This is a genomic window from Streptomyces sp. NPDC057136 (assembly GCF_042670885.1).
In the GTDB taxonomy this organism is placed as follows: domain Bacteria; phylum Actinomycetota; class Actinomycetes; order Streptomycetales; family Streptomycetaceae; genus Streptomyces.
On sequence record NZ_JBHUUV010000051.1, the window covers coordinates 1 to 21,622 of the forward strand.

Here is a 21,622-nt window from a genome sequence, read left to right on the forward strand (position 1 = left end):
ATCATGCCCCGCGAGCCCGGCATGATCCAAACGACAGGCCCTAGGGCGCCCGTCCCCTGCCGGGACATGCAGAAACCCGCAGGCTCTGGTCCCTCCTTGCGGAGGAGCCGGCCGGACTTACCGGCGAGCCTGCGGGTCGGTGACTGCTTGGGATTGGCCGACGACCGGCCTGCACTGCAAAGAGTGCGACAACGGGCGTCAGCCCGCAGTCACCTCACGAGTCCGAAGAGAAATCACTTCCGGAACACCTCCTTTCGTCGCTGGCAGCAGCCTATGAACCGTCGGGGGACGCCACAACCCATTTATTCGGTGACCTCTTGCCGGTAGCTGTACGCGTATCCGTCGGCACGCTGGAGCAGCCGTAGGTTCACGTGGGACACGTTGAAGCGGCCCACCGGCGTGGTGAGACTGTGCTGCCCGGAGGAGCGGACGGAAATCCGCCCGGTCCATTCCCCTGCCCACTTGCCCTTCGGCACGGAGGCGCGCACGAGGTCGCCGGTGGCGAAGCCGTGGTGCCGCTTTTGGCGCGAGCGGGTGAGCCGGGGGAATCCGTACCGGTCGGGGGTGGTGCGGGCATAGCTACCGCGCCCCGTTGCCGTCACGATCTGGACCTGCCGGGGCACACGGACTGTCGCGGCTCCGGCCTCGTGGTCGAGCGGCCCGACGGAGAGGGCATCGAGCGTGTGCGTCTTGGGCAGGCCCATGACGGTGCGGTTCCACTTTGTTCGGCCTCCTGACCAGGCGTGTACCGGCTCTCCAAGAGCCGCGAGGGCGTCTGTGAGCAGTCGTCGGGTCGCGTTCATGACGGCGGCGTCGCGGAGTGGTGCTTTGATCTGCGAACGGATGGCCGTGAGGCGGGCCGGGTGGTGGGCCAGGAATTCCTCGACGGGCATGGAGCCTTTGGCCTGGTTGCAGCTGACGCAGGCGAGGGTGAGATTGGAGATGCGGTCGGTGCCGCCCCGGCTGCGGGGCTGGATGTGGTCGATGTTCAGCGGTACACCGGATGCTCCGCAGTAGGCGCAGGTGCGTCCCCACTTGGTGAGCAGGTATTCGCGGATCTCGGTGCCTGCCAGGGTTCCGCTGCGGTACTCGGTGGCGGTGAGGTCGTGGCCGGTGATCATGGCGTGGGTGTCGAAAGCGACCTGCTCGATGTGGATCTCGGTGATTGGTGCGTACCGGGTGAGACGGTGGGCGGTTGCCACTGTGGTGTCGATCCGGTGCTGCACCGACGGGGGCAGCCAGCCCTTCGGGCGGGTGCGGTTGTGTGACCTGCGTGCGCGGTAGCGGCAGTTCGCGGAGCGCCGTCTGCGTCGGTATCCGGCTCGCTTGCCCATGACTCGGTGGATCTGGTCGCCGCGATGCCGTAATTCGAGCGAGACGAGTCCGCGCCGAACGGTTGCGGGCGAACCGTCCGAGGCGTCGGATGCCCGCTTCGTGTCGGTGAGTGCGATCCCGGTTCCCTTGGAGCCCGGATCAATGCGCAGCTGTACTCCGGCGACGTGGGATTCGGCGCGTGTGCGGTCTTTGAGGCGGATGGTGAAGGGGGTGTGCCGTGCGACGACGGCGCGGCCGTGGGCCAGTAGTTCGCGTGCGCGGGCGGGATGGCAGGGCATGAGGGGCTCTCCGCCCTTTGCCAGGACGAAGACTCTGCCCGCGCCTGTTCCGCCTCGGTAGGTGTTGTTCGGTGGAGGGACGTCACCGTCCCGGGTCGCTGCCGTTGAGGCGTGACGCCGACGGTGCTGTGTGCCGCGTCCGTCGGTCTCCCCTCGCCCATGTTTCCTGCCGGTGTCCCGCGCGGGGGCGGGGTGTCCGTGAGCCGTTTCGTCCCTGCTCCCAGGGGTGTCTGCTCTCACGGATTCCAGTGCGGGCCGCTGAGGAAGCACAGCTCGGTGGGTCTGCTCGCCTGCGGGAAACGTAGTCATCAAGGGCACCTGCCTTTGATCGATGATCGTGATGACTGGGGCTGTTCACTCGGCTCGTCTCGTGAGGAGGGAGCGGGAGCGAGTGATCTCCTTTCAACGTGTTGGTCAGGAACGCTAGCTGCGACGCGTCCGAAGGGGCCCGGGGATCCGGTCATCACCGCACGTACGCGTGATCTTTTGGCGAACATCGAACGCATGATCGTTCGGGGTGTTAATCGACTGGGACCCAGTGCCAGCTGGGGTGGATTTCAGGGAAGGGGGTGTGCCGTGGGTCACGTTCGAGTTGAATGGTGGGACGTGCGGCAATGGCGAACACCTCCTGCAGGGGGTACGTAATGAACGCTTCCAGCAGCAGTGAAACCACGGATGCTCTCGGCTCCGACGGCGATCCGGAGCCAGGGTCGGAGCTGCTCGCGGCTCTGCTCGACGGGATGGACGCCGCGCTCTGCGCCTTCGACGCGGACGGCACGATCACCCACTGGAACCGCGAGGCCGAGCGCATCCTCGGCTGGACCGCCGACGAGGCCGTGGGCCGCAGCGGATTCGCCGGCTGGGCGGTGCGCAGCGCGGACGCGGCCGATGTGCAGGCCCGGCTGATGGCCGCCATGGACGCCCCGGGCCGTCAGGTCCACGAGTTCGCGCTGCTGCGCAAGGACGGCGGGCGGGTGCTCGTACGGACCCAGTCGGCCGGGGTGCGCGGCGCCGAAGGGAAGCCCGCCGGGGTGTACTGCGCGTTCAGCGAGGTGCACGCGCAGATCGATCTGGAACGGGCGATCGCGCTCAGCGAGGCGCTGTTCGAGGACGCGTCGTGGGGTGTGGTCCTCGTCGACGTCGATCTGCGTCCGACCGTCGTCAACGCGCATGCGGCCCGCGCGCTCGGCGGAGGCCGCACGGCGCTGCTGGGCCGCCCGCTGGGCGAGCTGATCGTGCAGGGCGTGGAGGACCTGGAGGGTTCGCTGCACCACGTCCTGGCCGAGGGGACGCCGCCCGCGCCCGCCGAGCTGTGGGTGACGCTGCGGACGTCGGAGGGGGACCGGCGGCGCTGCTGGCGCAACGGATTCCTGCGGCTGGCCTCACCGCTCGCGGAGGAACCGGTTCCGCTCGGTGTCGGCTGGCTGTTCCAGGACGTGACGGCGGCGAAACTGGCCGAGCAGGAGGCGGACCGGCTGCGGTTCCGGTCGAACCAGCTGCACAGGGCCGCGGGCGCGGCGGCCGAGTGCGAGGACCCGATGGAGGCGGCCACGTCCACGCTGGACTACGCCCTGGCCGGATTCGCCGACCACGTGGTGGTGGACCTGCTGCCGGCCGACGGCGCCCCCCGCCCCGTACGCACGCTCTCGACGCCCGCCGACGGCCCGGGCCCGTGCCTGCCGGTCTCCGGCGGCTCGGTCCCGGTGCGGTACGCGACGGGGCACCCGGCCCTCCAGTCGCTGGACCGCGAGGGCTCGGTACGGGCGAGCGCGGGAGCCGCCGCCGAGGCCTGGGCGCTGGAATGTCAGTGGCCCAGGGACTCCGTCCACGCCCTGTGCACGGTGCTGCGCAGCCGGGGCCGGACGCTGGGCGTGGTCACGTTCCTGCGCACGGCACACCGCACGGCCTTCGAACGCCCGGACGCGACCTACGCGGAGACGGTGTCCGCAAGGGTCGCCTCAGCAGTGGACCTGGCCCGCCTGCTCCCCGAGGAGGCCGGCCCGCCGGGCACCCCCTCAAGCCCGTCCGGCGTTTGAGGACGGAACGGCCACCGGGACGGCTTCGTCGAGCCCCCCGCACCACTCAGTGGCGGTAGAAGATCCGGTCCGCGTACTCCGTCATCACACGCCCGTTCCACTCGTGCCCACCATCGACGTTCCCCGACCGAAGCAACGGCGGTTCGATCCCCCGAGCCACCAGCGCCTCCGCCGCGGCCGCCATCATCGCCTGCATCACCGCGCTGGTGACCACCGTCGACGCGGGCGCGAACGGCGCCTCGACGCCCGGCGTCGTCAGTTCCGCGTCGCCGATCGGGATCTTGCTGTCGAGGACGATGTCGCAGTGGTCGCGCAGGAATCCGCCCGACGTATGCCGGGACTTCGTCCCCTCCGCGTACGCCACCGACGTGACCCCGATGACCGTCAGCCCGAGCGCACGCGCGTTCTGGGCCATCTCCACCGGCAGCGCGTTGCGACCGGAGAGCGAGATGATCACGAGGAGGTCGCCCGAGCGCGCGGGACTGGAGTCCAGCACCGCTCCGGCCAGCCCGTCCACCCGCTCCAGCGCGGAGCCCAGCGTCGCCGGCATGACGTCGACCCCCACCGTGCCGGGCACGGCGAGCAGGTTCATCACGGCGAGGCCACCCGCCCGGTACACGACGTCCTGCGCGGCGAGCGACGAGTGCCCGGCGCCGAACGCGAAGAGCCGGCCGCCCGAGGCGACCGTATCGGCGATCGCGGCGCCGGCGGCGGCGATGCTCCCGGACTCTTCGTCGCGCACCCGCTCCAGCAGGCCGATCGCTGCGTCGAAGAACTGACCGGCCAGCTTGCTGTCGCTCATCGAGGAGGGCCTTTCAGCGGGAGGGAATGTCCGTGCCGCCGATCACGTTGCGGTCTGGACCAGTGGCCTGTCAATACCGCGCAGGGCCCGGCGGCGCACGCTCTTCGGTCGGCGCGGCACGGTTGTCAGCGGTATGCGTCAGAATTGGGGCAGGGCCATCGCACGACGACTTCATGTCACAGCATCGAGGGGCACGTATGTCCGGACTGATCGATACCACGGAGATGTATCTCCGCACCATCCTCGAGCTCGAAGAGGAAGGCGTGGTCCCCATGCGCGCCCGGATCGCGGAACGGCTGGACCAGAGCGGTCCGACGGTCAGCCAGACGGTGGCGCGCATGGAGCGCGACGGGCTGGTCCAGGTCGCGGGCGACCGCCATCTGGAGCTGACCGACGAGGGCCGCCGCCTCGCCACCCGCGTCATGCGCAAGCACCGGCTCGCCGAGTGTCTGCTCGTCGACGTGATCGGGCTGGAGTGGGAGCAGGTCCACGCGGAGGCGTGCCGCTGGGAGCACGTCATGAGCGAGGCCGTGGAGCGCCGGGTGCTGGAGCTGCTGCGGCACCCCACCGAGTCTCCGTACGGGAATCCCATCCCGGGCCTGGAGGAGCTGGGCGAGAAGGCCGAGGCCGACCCGTTCCTGGACGACAGCATGGTGAGCCTGTCGGAGCTGGACCCGGGCGTCGACGGGAAGACCGTGGTGGTGCGCCGGATCGGTGAGCCGATCCAGACCGACGCCCAGCTGATGTACACGCTGCGGCGCGCGGGCGTGCAGCCCGGCTCGGTGGTCAGCGTGACGGCGTCGCCCGGCGGCGTGCTGGTCGGTTCGAGTGGCGAGGCGGCCGAGCTGGATGCCGAGGTCGCTTCGCACGTCTTCGTCGCGAAGCGCTGACCAGGTGAGGAAGGGGCGCCGAGCGCGCCCCGAAGCGGTGGCGTGGCGATACGGCGACGATTCGCCGGAGGTTTGGTGACCGGACCGTAACGCCCGCTTTCTGTTTTCCGTCCGGAATTGCAGCGCCCGGACGGATCGCGTGCCAGGCTGTGGCCAGGCATATGACCTGAGGGTGTCGGCCGGATCGGATCGATCCGGGCCGCGCGGCCGGGGAGGGAGCAGGGAATGCGCCCGTCGTACTGGCATGTGCACCAGGAGGTGCCCGCCGCGCTCATGGGCGCCCGCGTTCTCGTATCCACGCCGTCGTGCACGGCGTGCGAAGGATTCGCTCCGGAACAGGGGCGGGCCCCGGCGCTCATTGGCACCGGGGCCCGTCCTCCCCTTCGCCGACCTGGAGCCCCGAGCTCTCGAGGTCGGCCCCGACGGACCGTTTTCCCCGAGCGGTCCGCCCCCCGGAGAACATCTCCCCAGGGTGGCCGACGTCAATCCTTGGGGGTGGTCACTCGAACGAGCGGTGTTGTGTGCCAGAACCCGGTTTTCGAATAAGAGTTCGATAGCCTGGCGTGACGCGACCACGCGGTGATCGGAACGAGAAGGGGGTGCCAGGGCTATGGTGCGGCGCATCGATGTGACGGGATACGACGGTGTACGACTCGCGGCGTGGGAGTTCGCCGATCCGCCCAAGGAACACGCGGAGGCGGCGCGAGCGCCCGGGATCTTAATGCTCCATGGGCTGATGGGCAGGGCTGCCCACTGGGCTGCCACGGCCCGCTGGCTCGCCGAGCGCCACCGGGCGTTCGGACTCGACCAGCGCGGGCACGGCCGCAGCGAGAGGCCGGCCGAAGGCCCGTACACGCGCGACGCCTATGTCGCGGACGCCGAGGCCGCGATCGAACAGCTCGGTCTCGCCCCCGTCACCCTCATCGGACATTCGATGGGCGCCCTCACCGCCTGGCAGCTCGCCGCGAAGCGCCCCGATCTCGTCCGGGCCCTGGTCATCTGCGACATGCGGGCCTCCGCCCTCGGGGCCGCCTCCCAGCGGGAATGGGAGGACTGGTTCAACGCCTGGCCCGTCCCCTTCGCGACCCTCTCCGACGTACGCAAGTGGTTCGGCGAGGACGACCCCTGGGTGGAGCGGCCCAACCCCGCCCGCGGCGAGTTCTTCGCCGAGGTGATGGCGGAGGGGACCGACGGCTGGCGCCCCGTCTTCTCCCGCCGGCAGATGCTGGAGTCCCGGGCGACCTGGGTCTACGAGGCGCACTGGGACGAGCTGGCCCAGGTCCGCTGCCCGACCCTGGTCCTGCGCGGCCTCGACGGCGAGCTGGGGAGGGCGGAGGCCCAGGAGATGGTCCGCGTCCTGCCGCGCGGGCAGTACGCGGAGGTCGCGGACGCCGGTCACCTCGTCCACTACGACCGGCCGGAGGGCTGGCGGGCCGCCGTGGAACCCTTCCTGGAACAGCTCGCCGAGGACACCCGCGACAACCGCGAACCTGTCTCGCCGTAACCCCGCCGAGCCCCCGGCCGCGGTCAGCCCTTGCTGACCGCGGCCAGGATCTCCGGGAGCCGGCGCGCCGTGCGGGGCGCGGCCAGCCGCACCCCTGCCCAGGCGACGAGTGCCCCGTACACCGCCCCCACCGGCAGCACCAGCCACAACCAGCCCCGCAGATCGCCTGCATGCATCGCGATCGTCAGGGCGATCACCGGTGCGCAGAGCAGCGCGGACGACACCATCCCGCCGAGGATCGAGATCCAGGCCAGCCCGGCCTGCCCCGGCGCCACGTTCTTGAACGCGCCGTCCTGCGGGATCGAGTACGGGTACATCGCGGAGGCCATCGCACCGGTCGCCAGCATCGCGCCCAACATGGCGAAGGAGAGCCCCATGACCTCCGGCAGCGCTTCCCAGTCCCCGAGCACCGCAGCCGTCAGCACGGTCACCAGGACTGTGTACGGCAACGTGATCAGCAGCAACGCCAGGGCCCGCGCACGGAGTTCGGCGTAGGCGTCCCGGGTCGAGGAGATCGTCAGGGACACCATCCAGAAGGCGGAGGTGTCCTGGCCGAACTGGTTGTACATCTGGATGCCGAGCATCCCGGCCGCGAAGCACGCGAGGTAGACCGAGCCGGTGCCCTGCAGCGCGTTGAGCAGCGGGACGATCAGGCCGACGGCCAGCGCCGTCACCCAGGCCGCCTTCGTCTTGGGGTCCCGTGCCACGTACCGCAGGCTGCGCTCCATCACCGTGCCGGTGCGCCCCTCCGGCAGCAGCGCGAAGAGTCCGGAGCGGTCCGTTCCGGACTTGGTGCGGGTCGGCTCGGCCGCCGCGAGCGTGGAGCCGTCAGGTGCCGTCATCAGCTTCGTCAGGCTCCGCTGCCACAGCCACACCAGGGCGACCAGCGCCAGTACGGAGACCAGCAGTTGCAGGGCGGCCTGTCCGTACGCCCCCTCCGATACGGAGCTCACCGCACCGATCGCCGAGGCGGGCGGCAGCCAGCCCACGACGTCCGCGGCCGGTTCCAGGGAGGAGAGCCCACCGGCCCGGCCGAGCCGCTGCATACCGAAGTTGACGAACTGGAAGCCCACCGCGATCACCAGCCCGCTGAGGACCGCGAGATCGCGGCCCTTGCGGGAGGTCAGCAGCCGGACATTGGCCGTGGCCACGGATCGCGCCAGCGCGACACAGACCAGCAGAGTCAGCGGGATCGCCACCACCCCGGTCACCGCGGCCGCCGCCCCGTGCGCCACGGCGATCACCGAGCCGAGGGCGAGGCAGAGCGTGAACAGCGGCCCGATCCCGACCATCGAGGCCACCAGCAGCGCGCCGATCAGCGGGCGGGGCCGCAGCGGCAGCATCACCAGACGGCTCGGGTCGAGTGTCTCGTCGCCGCTCGGGAAGAACAGCGGCATCACGGCCCAGCCGAGCGCCAGCACCCCGGTCAGCAGCACCACGAGGGCCGTCGCATGGGCGTTGCCGCGCAGGGCGACCAGCCCGATCACCTGGGCGACGGCCAGCAGCAGCGCGCACACCATGGACGAGATGTACGCGGCCTTGCGGCCGGACGACTGGCGCAGTCCGTTGCGCAGCAGCGTCAGCTTGAGCCGTACGAAAACGGAGACGAGCCCCTCGCCCCGGCCGGCCGGGGCGGCGGTCCCCACAGGGGCGTCGAGCACGGTCATCGGGCGCCGCCCAGCCAGTCCAGGGAGTCCCCGGTGTCACGGGCGCCCGCGCCGACCAGTTCGAGGAAGGCGTTCTGGAGGGAGGGCGCGTCACCCCGTACCTCGGCGAGCGTGCCCTGGGCGCGAATCCGGCCCGCCACCATGACGGCCACCCAGTCGCACAGCGACTCGACCAGTTCCATCACATGGCTGGAGAAGACGACGGTCGCGCCGGACCGGGTGTACCGCTCGAGAACTCCGCGGATCGTCTGTGCGGACACCGGGTCGACCCCCTCGAACGGCTCGTCGAGGAAGAGCACTTCCGGGTTGTGCAGCAGCGCGGCGGCGAGCCCGATCTTCTTCCGCATACCGGTCGAGTAGTCCACGACCAGCTTGTGCTGCGCGCCCGCCAGATCCAGTACGTCGAGCAGCTGGGTGGCCCGCATGTCGACCTCGGCACCCGGCAGTCCGCGCAATCTGCCCATGTACGCGAGGAGTTCGCGCCCCGAGAGCCGCTCGAAGAGGCGCAGCCCCTCAGGGAGCACCCCGATCCGGGACTTCACCTCGACCGGGTCCAGCCACACGTCGTGGCCGCCGACCTCGATCTTCCCCATGTCGGGCCTGAGCAGTCCCGTCACCATCGAGAGCGTGGTGGTCTTCCCCGCACCGTTGGGTCCCACGAGTCCGATGAACTTGCCCGCGGGCAGCTCCAGATCGATCCCCGCGACCGCGATCTGTTCCCCGAACCGCTTCCACAACCCCTGGACGCGGACGGCGGGCGGCGCCGTCCGCGCACCACCCGCCTCAACTGCTCCGTCTGTCTCAACTGCTTCTGCCTGGTCAGGCATAGCACTGCCTTTCGATATCCCCGATGGTGGGGACCACCCTACGAAAGGCGCGCCTTGGCGTCGGCCGCCTCACGTGCACAGGCGTAGGCGAGCGGGTTGATCAGCTCCTCCGCGTCCGGCAGCCACCGGTTGGCGGGTGTGGGGCGCCGGGCCCACTGCACCGCTCCCCGTCCGCCGAGACGGGACGGCGGACCGGCCACGTAATGACCGTCGCCGCGGCCCACGAGGTCGATGGTGTCGGCGTTCCACCCGAGGTTCCGTACGAGGTCGGGGGCCTTCGCGGCGGCTCCGGGCAGGACGAAGAACAGCATCCGGCGGTCGGGGGCGCAGGTGACGGGTCCGAGGGGCATCGCCATCCGCTCCATCCGGGCCAGAGCCAGGAAACCGGCGGACTCCGGGACGTCGATCGCGTCGAAGGTCCGCCCGGTCGGCAGGAGGATCGAGGACGTCGGCTGTTCGGACCACATCCGGCGGGCCTCCGCCGCGCTGCCGGTCGCCTGGCCCGCCCAGTCCGGCCGGGTGGGGTGGGCTCCGGCCGCGACGCAGTCGGTGTCCCCGCACGAGCAGCGCTCCACCCCCTCGACGGCTTCGAGCCAGGTGCCCGGGAACACGTCCCAGTGCCGCTCTTCCGCATATCGCACTGCGGCGTCGAGCAGCTGCTCACCTCGCTGTTGGGGGATCTGTGCGGTTTCCGTGACTCCGATGGGCTCTTCCACGAACAACACAACTCCCGCCGCCACCTGGGGTTACGGGCGCGGCGAACCCGGTCACGGTGCATCGATCCTGCATATGGGGCGCATCGAGGCATGGACGGGGGCGCGCATGCGGCGGCGCATCGATGTGCGGGTAGCCACATACAGACCGTGCGATGACCCATGCCGAGAAACCGCGACAGCTCATACCGAATGCCGATGAATATGCGCATTTCTTGTATATGTGCCGGGCAGTGATCCCTTCACCGATCACTGCGGTCTCAGGGGGAAACATGGCAGCCAGACCTCTCGTCACCCGCCAGCCGAACGAACGGCTCCAGACGCTGATTCAGGAAGCCGCCTGCTCCAACGCGGGCCTCGCCCGCCGCGTCAACATGGTCGGAGCCGAGCGCGAGCTCGATCTCCGCTACGACAAGACGTCCGTCGCCCGGTGGCTGCGTGGGCAGCAACCACGGGGCAGGGCACCGGGAATCATCGCCGAGGCGCTCGGCCGCAAGCTCGGCCGTACGGTCACGATCGACGAGATCGGCATGGCCAACGGCAAGAACCTCGCCTCGGGCGTGGGCCTCCAGTTCGCCCCGACCGTGCTCGGAGCGATCGAGCAGGTCTGTGAGCTGTGGCGCAGCGACGTGGGGCGGCGCGATCTGCTCGCCGGATCGGCGGTGGCGGCGTCCGCCCTCGTCGAACCCAGCCGCGACTGGCTGATCACGGGCGCCGACCCACAGGTCGCCCGGGCCGCGGGCGCCCGCGTCGGTATGCCCGATGTGGAGGCAGTACGGGCGATGACGGCCGCGCTCGTCGACCTGGACCACCGGTTCGGCAGCGGCCATGTGCGGCCGGTGTTGGTGCACTACCTCAACAGCGTGGTGTCCGGGCTGCTTTCGGGGGCGTACCGCGAATCGGTCGGCCGGGAGCTGTTCGGGGCCGTGGCACGGCTCACCGAACTCGCCGGGTACATGGCGGTGGACACCGGTCAGCCGGGGCTCGCCCAGCGGTACTACATCCAGGCGCTGCGGCTGGCCCAGGCGGCGGGCGACCGGGCCTACGGCGGCTATGTGCTGGCCGCCTCGATGAGCCATCTCGCCGCGCAGCTCGGCAACCCGAGGGAGATCGCGCAGCTGGCACGGGCCGCGCAGGAGGGTGCGCGCGGGCGGGTGACGCCGCGGGCGGAGGCGATGTTCCACGCCGCTGAGGCGCGCGGGCACGCCCTGCTGGGCGACGCCCGCACCTGCCAGGTGGTGGCGGGCCGCGCGCTGACGGCGCTGGAGCACGCGGACGGGGACAGCGGGGACGACCCGCCGTGGATCGCCCACTTCGACGCGGGCTATCTCGCGGACGAGCTGGCGCACTGCCACCGCGATCTGGGGCAGGGCGAGGCGGCTGCCCGCCGGGCGACGGAGGCCCTGGCCGCGCTGCCGGAGACCAAGGCCCGGCGCAGAGGCATCGGGCTGGTGCTGCTGGCGACCGCGCAGGTGCAGATGAGGGAGGTGGAGCAGGCCTGCCACACGGGAGGCCGGGCGGTGGATCTGCTGGCGACGGTGCGTTCCAGCCGGGGAGCGGAGTATCTCGATGATTTCCAGCAGCGGCTCGTGCCGTACGGGGACGAGCCCGCGGTTCGTGAATTCGGCGCCCGGCTGGAGCTCCAGGCCGCCTGAGCGCCGGGTGCGACAGGCCGTCCGCCGGGGTGATCCGGGACGGCGGGGTGCAGGCTTCCATGTGAAGGGGTGGTGAGCGGCATCACGCGCTTGGCGGAGTGCGGCAGCCACCCGATAGCGTGAGCCGACGATTCCGTAGGTATACACGTAGGAGTCCCGGTGACGCAGAGCGGACAGGGCGACGAACAGCAGTCCCCTGCTGTACGGCCCACGCACGAAGGTGTCGTGCTGCCCGCGGAGGGCGGTGCCCCCTGGAGGGTGGGCCCGCCCGCGGCAGGCCCGGCCGATCAGGCCGTTCCCGCGGGAGGGCAGCCGTGGGGATCGTCCTGGGGCCCCCAGGGCGGTCAGCCGCAGCTCCCGGACGCTCCGGCCCCTGGGCAGCTGCCGTCGGCCCGGCAGGACGGGCAGCTGCCGCCCGCACAGCCGTACGCGGGCGGGCCGGGTCCGTACGGGAACGCGCCGTCGCAGCCTCAGCCGGGGGAGTACGCCTCGCAGCCGGGGCCTTACCAGCAGCCTGGCCAGTATCAGCAGCCGGGCCAGTACCAGCAGGGGCCGTACGAGCCGCAGCAGGGCCAGTACCAGGCCCAGCCGCACGCCCAGCCGCACGCCCAGAACCAGTCGCAGCCCCTCCCGTATGCGCAGCCGCTGCCGCCGGAGGCCATCTCGGGTCTCGCGCCGGGGGCCGGCGGGGACGCGGACGCCACGCAGTTCATCGCGCCCGTGTCCGGCGGTTCCGGTCCGGGCGGGCTGCCGCCCGAGCGCCCCGCCGAGTCCACGCAGTTCCTGGGGACGGCGGCGCCGGGTGAGGCCGACGCAACCCAGCTCATCCCCCCGGTGCCCGGTGGAGCCCCGTACGGGATCAGGCCCGGGACGCCCGGTGAGCGGCCGCCGCCCGCCGAATTCGACAACCTCTTCCGCAGCGAGGCGCCCTCGGGTGCGACGCAGCAGATGCCGCGCTTCGACCCCTCGCAGCAGCAGCCGCAGCACCAGCAGCCGGGTCAGTACCAGCAGCCGCCGCAGTACCAGCAGCCGGGTCAGAACCAGCAGCCGCCGCAGCACCAGCCGCCCCAGCCGCCGCACGGTCCCCAGGGCTACCAGTCCGGCCTGCAGGGCCTCCAGGGCATGCAGGAGCCGGAGCAGGACCACGGACCGCGGCGCAAGCGGTCCGCGCACGTTCCGCTGATCGCCGCGGTCGTCATCGGCTGCGCCGTCATCGGGCTCGGGGCGGGCGCCCTGATGAGCGGCGGCGACGACAAACCGGACGACAAGCAGCCGGTGGCCTCGCAGAGTTCACCCGCCGAGCAGCCCAGCACGCAGTCGGCGACAGACCCCGCCGAGCCGCAGGCGAAGGCACTCGACAAGCTGCTCGCCGACAGCAACAACAGCCGGGCGGCCGTGATCAGCGCGGTCGGGAAGATCGAGTCGTGCCAGGCCCTTGACCAGGCCGCGAGCGACCTGAAGGGAGCGGCCCAGCAGCGCCGTGACCTGGTGATCCGGCTCAAGGACCTCACCATCGACAAGCTGCCGCAGCACGCCGAGCTGTCGTCCTCGCTGACGAGGGCCTGGCAGGCGTCCGCGTCGGCCGACGACCACTACGCCGCCTGGGCCGTGCAGGCCAAGAACAACAAGAAGATCTGCAAGGGTGGCCACGCCAGGTCGACCAACGAGAAGGCGCAGGCCAACGTGCGGAGCGGCGAGGCCACCACGGCCAAGCGGCAGGCGTCCGGACTGTGGAACTCCATCGCGACGAAGTACGCGCTCACGAAGCGCACCCCGCAGGACCTCTGACGCCGCCACGTCGAAAGGCCCGGCCCGGACATCCGGGCCGGGCCTTTCGACGTGACGGTCAGCTGACGCCACGGGCGTCCGACAGGGTCTCCGAGACGTCCACGAAGCCCTTCCTCTCGGCGACGAGGCGACCGTTGCGTACCACCTGGAACGTCACGCGTCCGTTGACGATGCGCGGATACGCCGAGGTGCCGAGCAGGTCCTTGAAGCCCCAGCGCAGCACCGGAGTGAGCCCGCCGGTGTCCACCTCGGTGCCCCGGTTGAGGCTGGCCGAGACCTTCCCGGCCGTGATCCGCGGCCCGTCGATCTCCTCGATGACCGCCCTCAGTACCGTGTACGCGATCCAGGTGGTCTGCACACCGGTGTCCTCCGGGTCGACCCGGTTGTCGGCGAACGCGTACTGGCGGATCACCTGGCGCATCTCGGCCCAGCGGGAGTCGTTCGAGTCCGGGTACCAGCCGGTGACGAACGCACCCTCGAACGGGCTGTTCCGCCCGCCGGTCCGGTCGATGAGCGGCTGGCCGACGCTGCCGAGGACGGACGAGACGCGTACCCGGCTGCCTTCCGGTTCGAGCCGGCGGAAGGAGTCGAAGAACGTTTCCGTACGGTCGCCGAGCACCGCCGTCACACAGCCGTCGCCGGTCTTCTCCAATGCCTGGGCGGCCTGGTCGTCGTACGAAGTGGCCGCCTCCGGCGCCAGGATGTCGACGGACTTGGCCCGACGGGACTCGGTGAGGCTGGTGTTGAGGAGCTGGGGCATGCCGTCGCCGCTGATCGAGTCGGGACGTACGAGGGAGACCCGCTCGCAACCGGCCGCCAGCTGCTTGCCGTTGCCCGCCAGCAGCGCCGACTGGCCGCCGTTGACCGGGTAGGAGTTGTAGCTCGTGAATTCCTCGGTGGAGGCCCCGTAACCGCCGACGTACGGGATTCCGGCGGCCTCCAGCGGGGCCATGAACGCCTGCCCGTGCCGGCTGTACGAGCCGACCACCGCCGCCGCGTCCTGTTTGACCGCCTCGCGGGCGCACCTTCCCGCACCGAGCAGGGTGTCGCCCTCGTCGCAGGTGATCACGCGCAGTTCGTGCCCGTCGATGCCGCCCTGCTCGTTGACCCAGCGGGCGTATGCCGTCGCCATGGCCGAGACGCCCGCCATCGCCTGCGGCGAGCCGTCCGGCGAACGCTCGGGGGCCCAGGTCATCACGGTCACGGGCTCTTTGGAGTCCCCCGAGACCCCCGGGAACACGCCGCAGCCCGAGGTGAGCAGCGCCCCGGCGGCAGCCGTGGCGGTGAGGAGTCGGAAGGGGCGGGGTGGGGTGAGGCGTCGCCGTCCGGTCATGGGCATGAACATTTCCGGTCCCGGGGTAACGCTGCAGTGTGCTGCGCACAACGCTCGGTGACATCGAGGTGAATTACGGGGGGCCGTAGGCCCACGGGGAAAGGGAACGTACGATCGACCACCGTGCAGCAAGGTTCGGAGAACACTTCCCGTCGCGGCCGTCGCTCCTCCACCATGGGCGGCATGCCGCTCAATGACATGCCCTGGTGGCGCTGGCGCAGCAATGTGCGCTCGGCGCTGCACATGCTCTCCGATCCCGTCTTCCACCACGAGTGCTGGCTGGCCGGCCGGGAAGGGTACGGGGACGTCACCGACGCCGTGTACCGCCTGGTCGAGGACACCTGGCTGGACAACTGGTCCGCCGAGAAATACGTCGGCACGATCTTCCGAGACTCCGGCGAGGCCGCCCTCGTGGACGTCGCCGCGCTCCGGGTGCTGCGGATCATGCACCAGGTTGGCGCCGACGCCCCCGTGTCCGCGTATCTGGAGCACCACGGCTGGCCGGAGGCCGTACGGGCCGCCCGCGAGGCCCATGTGATGCTCGCCACGAACGACGGCGAGGACCCGGACACTCCGCCGCGTTCGCTGGACGTGCTCCGCATCATGACCAGATCGGCCTGAGACCGGGCAGGTGTGGCACCCTACGGGCATGACCGCGCCGCAGCCTGCCGATTCCGTCCCCGCCGCTGCCTCGGACGCCGAGTCCGAGGAGTACATCCTCACGCTCTCCTGCCCTGACAAAAAGGGCATCGTGCACGCCGTGTCGAGCTATCTCTTCATGACCGGCTGCAACATCGAGGACAGTCAGCAGTTCGGGGACCACGACACCGGTCTGTTCTTCATGCGCGTCCACTTCACGGCGGACCCCGGTGTGACGGCGGCGAAGCTGCGGGCCAGCTTCGCCGCGATCGGCGACTCGTTCCGGATGGACTGGCAGATGCACCGCTCCTCGGACCGGATGCGGATCGTGCTGATGGTCAGCAAGTTCGGGCACTGCCTCAACGACCTGCTGTTCCGCTCCAGCAGCGGCGCGCTGCCGGTCGAGATCGCGGCCGTCGTCTCCAACCACACGGACTTCGCGGAGCTCGTCGCCTCGTACGGCGTGCCCTTCCGGCACATCCCGGTGACCAGGGAGACGAAGGCGGACGCGGAGGCGCAGCTGCTGGAGCTGGTTCGTGAGGAGGGCGTCGAGCTGGTCGTGCTCGCCCGCTACATGCAGGTGCTCTCGGACGACCTCTGCAAGCAGCTGAGCGGCCGGATCATCAACATCCACCACTCGTTCCTGCCGAGCTTCAAGGGCGCGAAGCCGTACCACCAGGCGCATGCGCGGGGTGTGAAGCTGATCGGCGCGACCGCGCACTATGTGACGGCCGACCTCGACGAGGGGCCGATCATCGAGCAGGGGGTCGAGCGGGTCGGCCACGGTGTCACGCCGGACCAGCTGGTCGCCGTGGGCCGCGACGTGGAGTGCCAGGCACTGGCGCGTGCAGTGAAGTGGCACGCGGAGCGGCGCATCCTGCTGAACGGCCGCCGCACGGTGGTCTTCCCCTAGGGCCTCTCGTTTGGATCATGCCGGGCTCGCGGGGTCTGGCACGCGCATCTGCGGCGTTGTCGTCAATCACCAACGCTCCGCGTTGCCTCAATCCTCCGCCTTGCAGCTGCACGCACCAGACCCCGCTCCCTGATCCGGCCTGATCCAAACGAAAGACCCTAGCGGATGTGCCCTGAGCGGCACTTGGCCGCTACAGGCGGCTCAGCGACGCCGCGGCGAAGAGCACGTCGCGGATCGCCTCGCGGTCCCCTTCCTGGCCCGCCGCCGCTTCCACCGGCGAGATGTGGCCCGCGACGAGCTGGCAGAACTCCACGCCGTCGAGCGCCACTTGCGCGACCGTGTGCGCGGGGGAGCCGGCCGCGGCGGGCGAGTCCAGCGCGATGTACCAGTCGCCGCCGCCCAGGCCCTCGACCTCCAGATGGAGCGAGCGGCCCGGGGAACCGGCCGTGACGAGCTGGCGGGCCGGTCCCGCCAGGCCCGTGCGGCGGCGCTCGGCGAGCGCCGCCGGCAGCATCCGGACGGACAGGTCGATCATCCGGTGGAGATGCGTCGGGGACGGCGCCTCGTACGGATAGTCCACCGCCGCCGCGATGTCGCCGCCGTGCACCCAGCACTCGAAGGCCCGGTCGAGCAGGGAGTCCTGGAGCGGAAGGGCGAAGTCCCCGTACGAGACGGAGAGATCCGCGACGCCACGGCCGGCGAAGGACACCGTCCGGATGAGGGTGTGGCTCTGGTCGCGCCAGGGTTCGCGGACGGTCCGGGTCAGCGGCCGATAAGCGGCTGCCCAGTATGTTTCGGTCCGCTCGACGGGTGACTGGGGCCGCTCGCCGCTGCCGAGCGGGTCTTCGAGGCCGAGAGCCGTGGAGACCAGGCCGTCGACGGTCATCAGATGCCCTATCACCCCGGCCACCGTCGTCTTCCGGTTGACGGCGCGCTCGCCCTCGAACCACCTCAGCCGGACCGGGGCGTGCCATTCCGAGTCGCCGATATCGCTGAGCAGGGCGTCGAGCCGGGCGGTCTCCGCGTCGTACGGAGCGGCCCAGGCGGGTACCGGGATTTTGGCCGGGCGGCGGCCCAGGCAGCCTTCGATGACCCGGGAGCGGAGCAGCGGGTCGAGGTCCAGGCTGCGGTCCGTGTGCAGGAGGCCCACCGCGTCGCGCAGCCGCAGGGCCTCGTCCGCGCAGGGCGCACACCCGGTGAGGTGCTCCTCGACGGCCGCGGTCTCCTCGGCGGAGCAGGCGGCCAGGGCCCAGGCGCCCAGCAGGGCCTTGAGGACCCGGTGGGAGAGGGCGAGCGCGGACGGTGGTGCCACGGGGGATTCCGGTTCCGGTGTCGGAGCGGGTGTGTGCTCTTCGGGGTGGGAGGGGTGGCAGGGGTGCGAAGGGTGGGATGGGGGTGCGGTGGGCGGCTGGGGGAGCTGGGGTACGGATTCGAGGTCGAAGTCGTCGGCGGCGGCCCGGGGGTTGGGTATGCGCCGGGCGCCCACCTCCTCGTCCCGCCCCTCGCCCACGCCGCTGCCGCTGTCGTGACCGTTGCCTTCGTCGCCGCTCACAGGGACCGTCCGTATCCGGGCGGGGAGGACCCCTCCAGCGGGCGGGCGTTCGCGGTGGAGAGCAGCTGGAGGCCGAGCCGCAGCCGCCGCCTGGCCTCGTCCTCGGTGACTCCGAGGTCGGCGGCGGTCTGGCGGTAGTCCCGGCGCTGGATGTACGCGTGCTCCAGGGCGGCGCGCAGGGGTGCGGGCATCGAGGCCACGATGTAGTCGGCGCGGGCCGCAGCCGTGGCCCTGCGGACCCGTTCCTCCAGGTCCTGCGGTTCCGGTGCGTCCTCGTCGCCCTCGGCGGTCCCGTACGGGGAGGCCTCCGCGTCACGCAGGCGCTGCACGGACTGGCGGTGGGTGAGCCGGGCCACCCAGGACCTCATCGAGCCCTGCTTCGGGTCGTACGCGTCCGGGTTCTCCCAGACGTAGCCGAAGACCTCGCGGGTCACCAGGTCGGCGGCGTCCTCGTCGTCCAGCATGCGGTGGGCCTGGCTGTGGACGAGTGAGGCGAAACGGTCGTAGAGCTCGCCGAGGGCCGCGGCCTCGCCACGTGCCAGCCGCTGCTGCATCCTGCGGTCCCAGCGGGGTGGTGCGTCCTTTGCCATGAATCCCCCAGCCCTGTACCCCTCGTCACGTCGAATGTAGTCGCGCTCACCGTTCGGGACGTGCCTTTGCACCAAGTAAGCCCAAGTGCACCCCCGCAGGGGCGCCGGATGATAGGGAAACTGTGCCCGCTCGGCGTTTCGCGGTGGTAGAGATGGGCAGCCGCGATAAGGAACGCAAACTTCCGGATCGCCGGGCTCCCCTGAACGAGAGGTCCAGTCGCGTGACGCTGAAGGTGGACGAAACCGAACAGGGTGCGTGGACTGTGCTGCGCATACGCGGCGAACTCGATCTCGTGAGCTCACCCGTCGTACGCCAGTCCGTCCACGGGGCGGTGGCCGAGGGGCAGCACGATGTGGTGCTCGACCTCACCGGTGTGTTCTTCTGCGACTCCAGCGGTGTCGGCGTGCTGATCGCCTCGCGCCGGCTGATGAAGTCCTGCGGAGGCCGGCTGCGGCTGGTCCTCCCGGCCCGCGGCGCGGAGGACGGCTCCCACGTCAACAAGGTGCTCGGGGCCCTGGGAGTACGCAGGCTCTTCGAGGTCTACCCCGACGCGGCCTCGGCGATAGTGGACGAAGCCCATCCGCTCTCGGCGTGACACTCCGATTCCAGACCATGTTGTAACACCGGTAGCCCGCGATAGTGACACGTCGCGCCCCTGGGCGTCGTACGCTCCCCGCATGGACAGCGCAGAGTACGAGCGCAAGATCGCGCACCGTTTCGCCGCCTTCGACCAGGACGGCAATGGCTATATCGATCGCGCCGATTTCAACGCCGCAGCGGCCCGGCTGCTGAAGGAGTTCGGTACGACCGCCCGATGTGACAAGGGCCAAGCGCTCTATACCGGGGCCGAGGCCTTCTGGCAGGGCATGGCGGGCATCGCGGATGTGGACGGGGACCAGCGGGTCACCCGTGAGGAGTTCATCGGCGGGGCGGTGAAGCGGCTCCGTGACAACCCCGAGCGCTTCGCGGAGATCGCCCGCCCCTTCCTGCGCGCGGCGATCGCCGTCGCCGACAACGAGAACGACGGGGCGGCCTCCGTGGCGGCCGTCGAGCGGGCACTGCGGGTGCTGGGCGCCGGTGCCGAGGCCGCGAGTGTCGCCGCGCAGCAGTTGGACACCGACCGGGACGGGCGGGTGGCGGAGGCGGAAGCGGTCGGCGCGTTCGCGGCGTACTTCACGGTGATCCTGCCGGACGCGTAGGCGGGGAGCCTGCTGGGTGGGGCGGCTTGTTCACACCCGTGGGGGGTTGGGCGGGGCCCCTCCGGAGTGTCTCCTCGGGGCGGGCGTGGCGCCCGGGTCCGGAGGAGACGAACCCGGGTCTTACGCCCGCCCCTGCGGGGACCCTCCTGCACGGCCCCGCCCGTGCCCCGCGGTTGTCCGCGGGCGGGTCTCCGGATCTGTGGTCTGCGGTTCTCAGGCGAATCGTTCGCGCAGTTTGTACTTGAGCACCTTGCGCAGGGCCTCGTTACGGGGCAGCGCCTCCAGTAGTTCCAGTTGTTCCGGCAGTTTGTGTGTGGACAGGCCCTGGGTGCGGAGGAAGCCGGTGATCTCCGCAAGGGTCAGCGGCGCGGCTCCGGCGGGCTGCTCGATCACGGCGCAGACGCGTTCCCCGCGTTCCGGGTCCGGCAGGCCGATCACCGCCGCGTCGCCCACCCCGGGGTGGGCGTGCAGGAGGTCCTCGATCTCCTTGGCGGAGATGTTCTCGCCCTTGCGGATGATGATGTCCTTGATCCTGCCGGTGAGGGTGAGGTGTCCGGTGTTCTGTAGGTGGCCGATGTCGCCTGTGATCAGGAAGCCCTCGGGGTCGAAGACCGGTGCGGCGGCCCCCGGGTTCAGATAGCCCTGGCAGACGGCCTCGCCGCGCAGGCGTACCTCGCCGTCCGTGCCGTGGGGGAGTGGTTTGCCCTCCTCGTCCGTGATCCGTATCTCCATGCCGGCGGGCGGGCGGCCCTCCGTCGTGGCGAGGTTCTCCGCCGTGTCGTCCGGGGCGCCCATGGTGATCATGGGGACCTCGGTCATGCCGTACCCGTGGGTGAGCTGGACGCCCATCTCCCGTACGACCGCGTGGTAGAGCTCCGGCGGTTTCGGTGCCCCGCCGCCCGCGAGCAGGCGCAGGGTGGGGATCAGTGGATGGTGGGGGTCCTTGCGCTGCTCGGTCAGGAACATCGAGTAGAACGCGGTCGAGCCGCCGGCCACCGTCACCCCGTGGCGCCGGTACTCCGTCAGCGCGCCGGGCAGGGCGAACTGCTCGAAGAGCACGGCGGGGAAGCCGTAGAGCAGGAGCATCACGGCGTAGTCGGGGCCGCCGATATGGGCGAACGGGAACGCGACCGAGCCGATGTCGTCCGCCGTCAGCCGCAGTGCGTGGGCGAGACAGGAGCCGCCCGCGATGAGGCTGCGGTCGGTGTGCAGCACGCCCTTGGGGTCGGAGGTCGTGCCCGAGGTCCAGTAGATCCAGCGCGGCGCCGTGCCGTCGGTGGGTGGTGGTGGCAGTACGGCCGGGTCGCCGTCCGGCAGCGTCGCGTACGCGTCGAGGATCAGCGGCGGGTGTTCCAGGTCTGCCGCCAGCCGGTGCGCCATCGCGGTGTGGTCGAAGTCGCGCCAGGTGCCGGGTACGGCGAAGAAGTCGGCCTTCGACTCGCGCAGCGCGAAGCCCACCTCGCGGTCCCGGTAGAAGGGGATCACCGGGGTCTGTACGGCTCCGATGCGGGTGAGTGCGAAGGAGAGCAGCACGGTCTCCATACGGGTGGGCAGCTGCCAGGCGACGATGCTGCCGGGGCGTACTCCGAGTCCGTACAGGCCGGCCGCGACGCGTTCGCACCGCTCCCGGAGTTCGCCGAAGGTCAGGGTGCGGTCGCCCTGGAGGAGCACGGGGCGGTCCGGGGTCAGGGCGGCCCGGCGTTCGATCAGTTCCCAGAAGGTGCGGGAGGCGCCCAGGGCGTGTGCGGTATCGGTCACGTCGGTCCCCTCGTAGCTGACGATTAGTCAGATAGTGCGGAGAGCGTAGGACTCCGCGCCTTGTCGGTCCAGGGGTGCGGGGCTAGCCTGAGAGCCGTAACTGAATCTGACGGGTCATCAGATACGTGAGTGTGCGCCGAAG

Annotated in this window: 18 protein-coding genes; 9 read left to right on the forward strand and 9 right to left on the reverse strand. The window is 70.8% G+C overall.

Annotation, left to right across the window (positions count from 1 at the left end):
* Window positions 1–302: 302 nt before the first annotated feature.
* The gene (gene iscB, locus ACFT7S_RS35095; protein WP_382739461.1) at window positions 303–1,637 is read right to left on the reverse strand and encodes an RNA-guided endonuclease IscB; all 1,335 of its coding nucleotides are present in this window, start codon (window positions 1,635–1,637) and stop codon (window positions 303–305) included.
* Between the two features lie 620 nt (window positions 1,638–2,257).
* Here iscB and ACFT7S_RS35100 point away from each other — a divergent pair.
* Window positions 2,258–3,649: a PAS domain-containing protein gene (locus tag ACFT7S_RS35100; protein WP_382739366.1), complete on the forward strand. Its 1,392-nt coding sequence runs from the start codon at window positions 2,258–2,260 to the stop codon at window positions 3,647–3,649.
* 46 nt (window positions 3,650–3,695) lie between these two features.
* Here the strand turns inward: ACFT7S_RS35100 and ACFT7S_RS35105 are convergent, their stop codons facing one another.
* Window positions 3,696–4,451 carry an SIS domain-containing protein gene (locus tag ACFT7S_RS35105; protein WP_382739369.1) on the reverse strand — a complete coding sequence of 252 codons (756 nt, stop codon included), beginning with the start codon at window positions 4,449–4,451 and terminating at the stop codon, window positions 3,696–3,698.
* Between the two features lie 197 nt (window positions 4,452–4,648).
* Between ACFT7S_RS35105 and ACFT7S_RS35110 the strand changes: the two genes are divergently transcribed.
* Together ACFT7S_RS35110 and ACFT7S_RS35115 are read left to right on the forward strand one after the other, a co-directional pair.
* Window positions 4,649–5,341 (forward strand): metal-dependent transcriptional regulator, encoded by a 693-nt coding sequence (locus ACFT7S_RS35110; RefSeq protein ID WP_382739372.1) that lies wholly within the window; start codon window positions 4,649–4,651, stop codon window positions 5,339–5,341.
* A 610-nt stretch (window positions 5,342–5,951) separates the two neighbouring features.
* Window positions 5,952–6,845: an alpha/beta fold hydrolase gene (locus ACFT7S_RS35115; RefSeq protein ID WP_382739375.1), complete on the forward strand. Its 894-nt coding sequence runs from the start codon at window positions 5,952–5,954 to the stop codon at window positions 6,843–6,845.
* Window positions 6,846–6,868: 23 nt separating this feature from the next.
* On the opposite strand, the gene ACFT7S_RS35120 is transcribed toward ACFT7S_RS35115, so the two are convergent.
* The 3 genes from ACFT7S_RS35120 to ACFT7S_RS35130 are packed head-to-tail and all read right to left on the reverse strand — an operon-like array spanning window position 6,869 to window position 10,064.
* Window positions 6,869–8,512: a transporter gene (locus ACFT7S_RS35120; protein ID WP_382739377.1), complete on the reverse strand. Its 1,644-nt coding sequence runs from the start codon at window positions 8,510–8,512 to the stop codon at window positions 6,869–6,871.
* Complete coding sequence (locus tag ACFT7S_RS35125) at window positions 8,509–9,339, reverse strand: ABC transporter ATP-binding protein (RefSeq protein WP_382739380.1); 831 nt, start codon at window positions 9,337–9,339, stop codon at window positions 8,509–8,511. Before ACFT7S_RS35125 ends, ACFT7S_RS35120 begins: the two co-directional genes overlap by 4 nt.
* A gap of 38 nt (window positions 9,340–9,377) precedes the next feature.
* Window positions 9,378–10,064 (reverse strand): bifunctional DNA primase/polymerase, encoded by a 687-nt coding sequence (locus tag ACFT7S_RS35130; RefSeq protein ID WP_382739383.1) that lies wholly within the window; start codon window positions 10,062–10,064, stop codon window positions 9,378–9,380.
* Window positions 10,065–10,324: 260 nt separating this feature from the next.
* Between ACFT7S_RS35130 and ACFT7S_RS35135 the strand changes: the two genes are divergently transcribed.
* Together ACFT7S_RS35135 and ACFT7S_RS35140 are read left to right on the forward strand one after the other, a co-directional pair.
* A complete protein-coding gene (locus ACFT7S_RS35135) occupies window positions 10,325–11,707 on the forward strand; it encodes a transcriptional regulator (RefSeq protein ID WP_382739386.1) in 1,383 nt (460 codons plus the stop codon).
* 159 nt (window positions 11,708–11,866) lie between these two features.
* Window positions 11,867–13,495: a hypothetical protein gene (locus tag ACFT7S_RS35140; protein ID WP_382739389.1), complete on the forward strand. Its 1,629-nt coding sequence runs from the start codon at window positions 11,867–11,869 to the stop codon at window positions 13,493–13,495.
* A gap of 58 nt (window positions 13,496–13,553) precedes the next feature.
* On the opposite strand, the gene ACFT7S_RS35145 is transcribed toward ACFT7S_RS35140, so the two are convergent.
* Window positions 13,554–14,828 (reverse strand): ABC transporter substrate-binding protein, encoded by a 1,275-nt coding sequence (locus ACFT7S_RS35145; RefSeq protein WP_382739392.1) that lies wholly within the window; start codon window positions 14,826–14,828, stop codon window positions 13,554–13,556.
* Between the two features lie 174 nt (window positions 14,829–15,002).
* Here ACFT7S_RS35145 and ACFT7S_RS35150 point away from each other — a divergent pair, with 174 nt between their 5' ends.
* Both ACFT7S_RS35150 and purU read left to right on the forward strand, forming a co-directional pair.
* Entirely contained in the window at window positions 15,003–15,449 is a 447-nt protein-coding gene (locus ACFT7S_RS35150) for a hypothetical protein (RefSeq protein WP_382739464.1), read from the forward strand.
* A 28-nt stretch (window positions 15,450–15,477) separates the two neighbouring features.
* On the forward strand, window positions 15,478–16,380 hold the full coding sequence (gene purU / locus ACFT7S_RS35155) for a formyltetrahydrofolate deformylase (protein ID WP_382739395.1): 903 nt from the start codon (window positions 15,478–15,480) through the stop codon (window positions 16,378–16,380).
* A gap of 190 nt (window positions 16,381–16,570) precedes the next feature.
* On the opposite strand, the gene ACFT7S_RS35160 is transcribed toward purU, so the two are convergent.
* Complete coding sequence (locus tag ACFT7S_RS35160) at window positions 16,571–17,932, reverse strand: zf-HC2 domain-containing protein (protein WP_382739398.1); 1,362 nt, start codon at window positions 17,930–17,932, stop codon at window positions 16,571–16,573.
* Window positions 17,929–18,522: an RNA polymerase sigma factor gene (locus ACFT7S_RS35165; RefSeq protein WP_382739401.1), complete on the reverse strand. Its 594-nt coding sequence runs from the start codon at window positions 18,520–18,522 to the stop codon at window positions 17,929–17,931. Before ACFT7S_RS35165 ends, ACFT7S_RS35160 begins: the two co-directional genes overlap by 4 nt.
* Window positions 18,523–18,743: 221 nt before the next feature.
* Here ACFT7S_RS35165 and ACFT7S_RS35170 point away from each other — a divergent pair, with 221 nt between their 5' ends.
* Window positions 18,744–19,118 (forward strand): STAS domain-containing protein, encoded by a 375-nt coding sequence (locus tag ACFT7S_RS35170; RefSeq protein ID WP_382739404.1) that lies wholly within the window; start codon window positions 18,744–18,746, stop codon window positions 19,116–19,118.
* Between the two features lie 82 nt (window positions 19,119–19,200).
* Complete coding sequence (locus tag ACFT7S_RS35175) at window positions 19,201–19,722, forward strand: EF-hand domain-containing protein (protein WP_382739407.1); 522 nt, start codon at window positions 19,201–19,203, stop codon at window positions 19,720–19,722.
* 213 nt (window positions 19,723–19,935) lie between these two features.
* Here the strand turns inward: ACFT7S_RS35175 and ACFT7S_RS35180 are convergent, their stop codons facing one another.
* Window positions 19,936–21,480 carry a class I adenylate-forming enzyme family protein gene (locus ACFT7S_RS35180; RefSeq protein ID WP_382739410.1) on the reverse strand — a complete coding sequence of 515 codons (1,545 nt, stop codon included), beginning with the start codon at window positions 21,478–21,480 and terminating at the stop codon, window positions 19,936–19,938.
* Between the last annotated feature and the right edge of the window lie 142 nt (window positions 21,481–21,622).

Excerpts from the sequence above, each read along its gene's own strand:
- purU (WP_382739395.1), top strand. The coding sequence starts at position 15,478 with ATGACCGCGCCGCAGCCTGCCGATTCCGTCCCCGCCGCTGCCTCGGAC.
- ACFT7S_RS35145 (WP_382739392.1), bottom strand. The coding sequence starts at position 14,828 with ATGACCGGACGGCGACGCCTCACCCCACCCCGCCCCTTCCGACTCCTC.
- ACFT7S_RS35175 (WP_382739407.1), top strand. The coding sequence starts at position 19,201 with ATGGACAGCGCAGAGTACGAGCGCAAGATCGCGCACCGTTTCGCCGCC.
- ACFT7S_RS35125 (WP_382739380.1), bottom strand. The coding sequence starts at position 9,339 with ATGCCTGACCAGGCAGAAGCAGTTGAGACAGACGGAGCAGTTGAGGCG.
- ACFT7S_RS35115 (WP_382739375.1), top strand. The coding sequence starts at position 5,952 with ATGGTGCGGCGCATCGATGTGACGGGATACGACGGTGTACGACTCGCG.
- ACFT7S_RS35150 (WP_382739464.1), top strand. The coding sequence starts at position 15,003 with ATGGGCGGCATGCCGCTCAATGACATGCCCTGGTGGCGCTGGCGCAGC.
- ACFT7S_RS35120 (WP_382739377.1), bottom strand. The coding sequence starts at position 8,512 with ATGACCGTGCTCGACGCCCCTGTGGGGACCGCCGCCCCGGCCGGCCGG.
- ACFT7S_RS35110 (WP_382739372.1), top strand. The coding sequence starts at position 4,649 with ATGTCCGGACTGATCGATACCACGGAGATGTATCTCCGCACCATCCTC.
- ACFT7S_RS35135 (WP_382739386.1), top strand. The coding sequence starts at position 10,325 with ATGGCAGCCAGACCTCTCGTCACCCGCCAGCCGAACGAACGGCTCCAG.
- ACFT7S_RS35165 (WP_382739401.1), bottom strand. The coding sequence starts at position 18,522 with ATGGCAAAGGACGCACCACCCCGCTGGGACCGCAGGATGCAGCAGCGG.
- ACFT7S_RS35105 (WP_382739369.1), bottom strand. The coding sequence starts at position 4,451 with ATGAGCGACAGCAAGCTGGCCGGTCAGTTCTTCGACGCAGCGATCGGC.
- ACFT7S_RS35100 (WP_382739366.1), top strand. The coding sequence starts at position 2,258 with ATGAACGCTTCCAGCAGCAGTGAAACCACGGATGCTCTCGGCTCCGAC.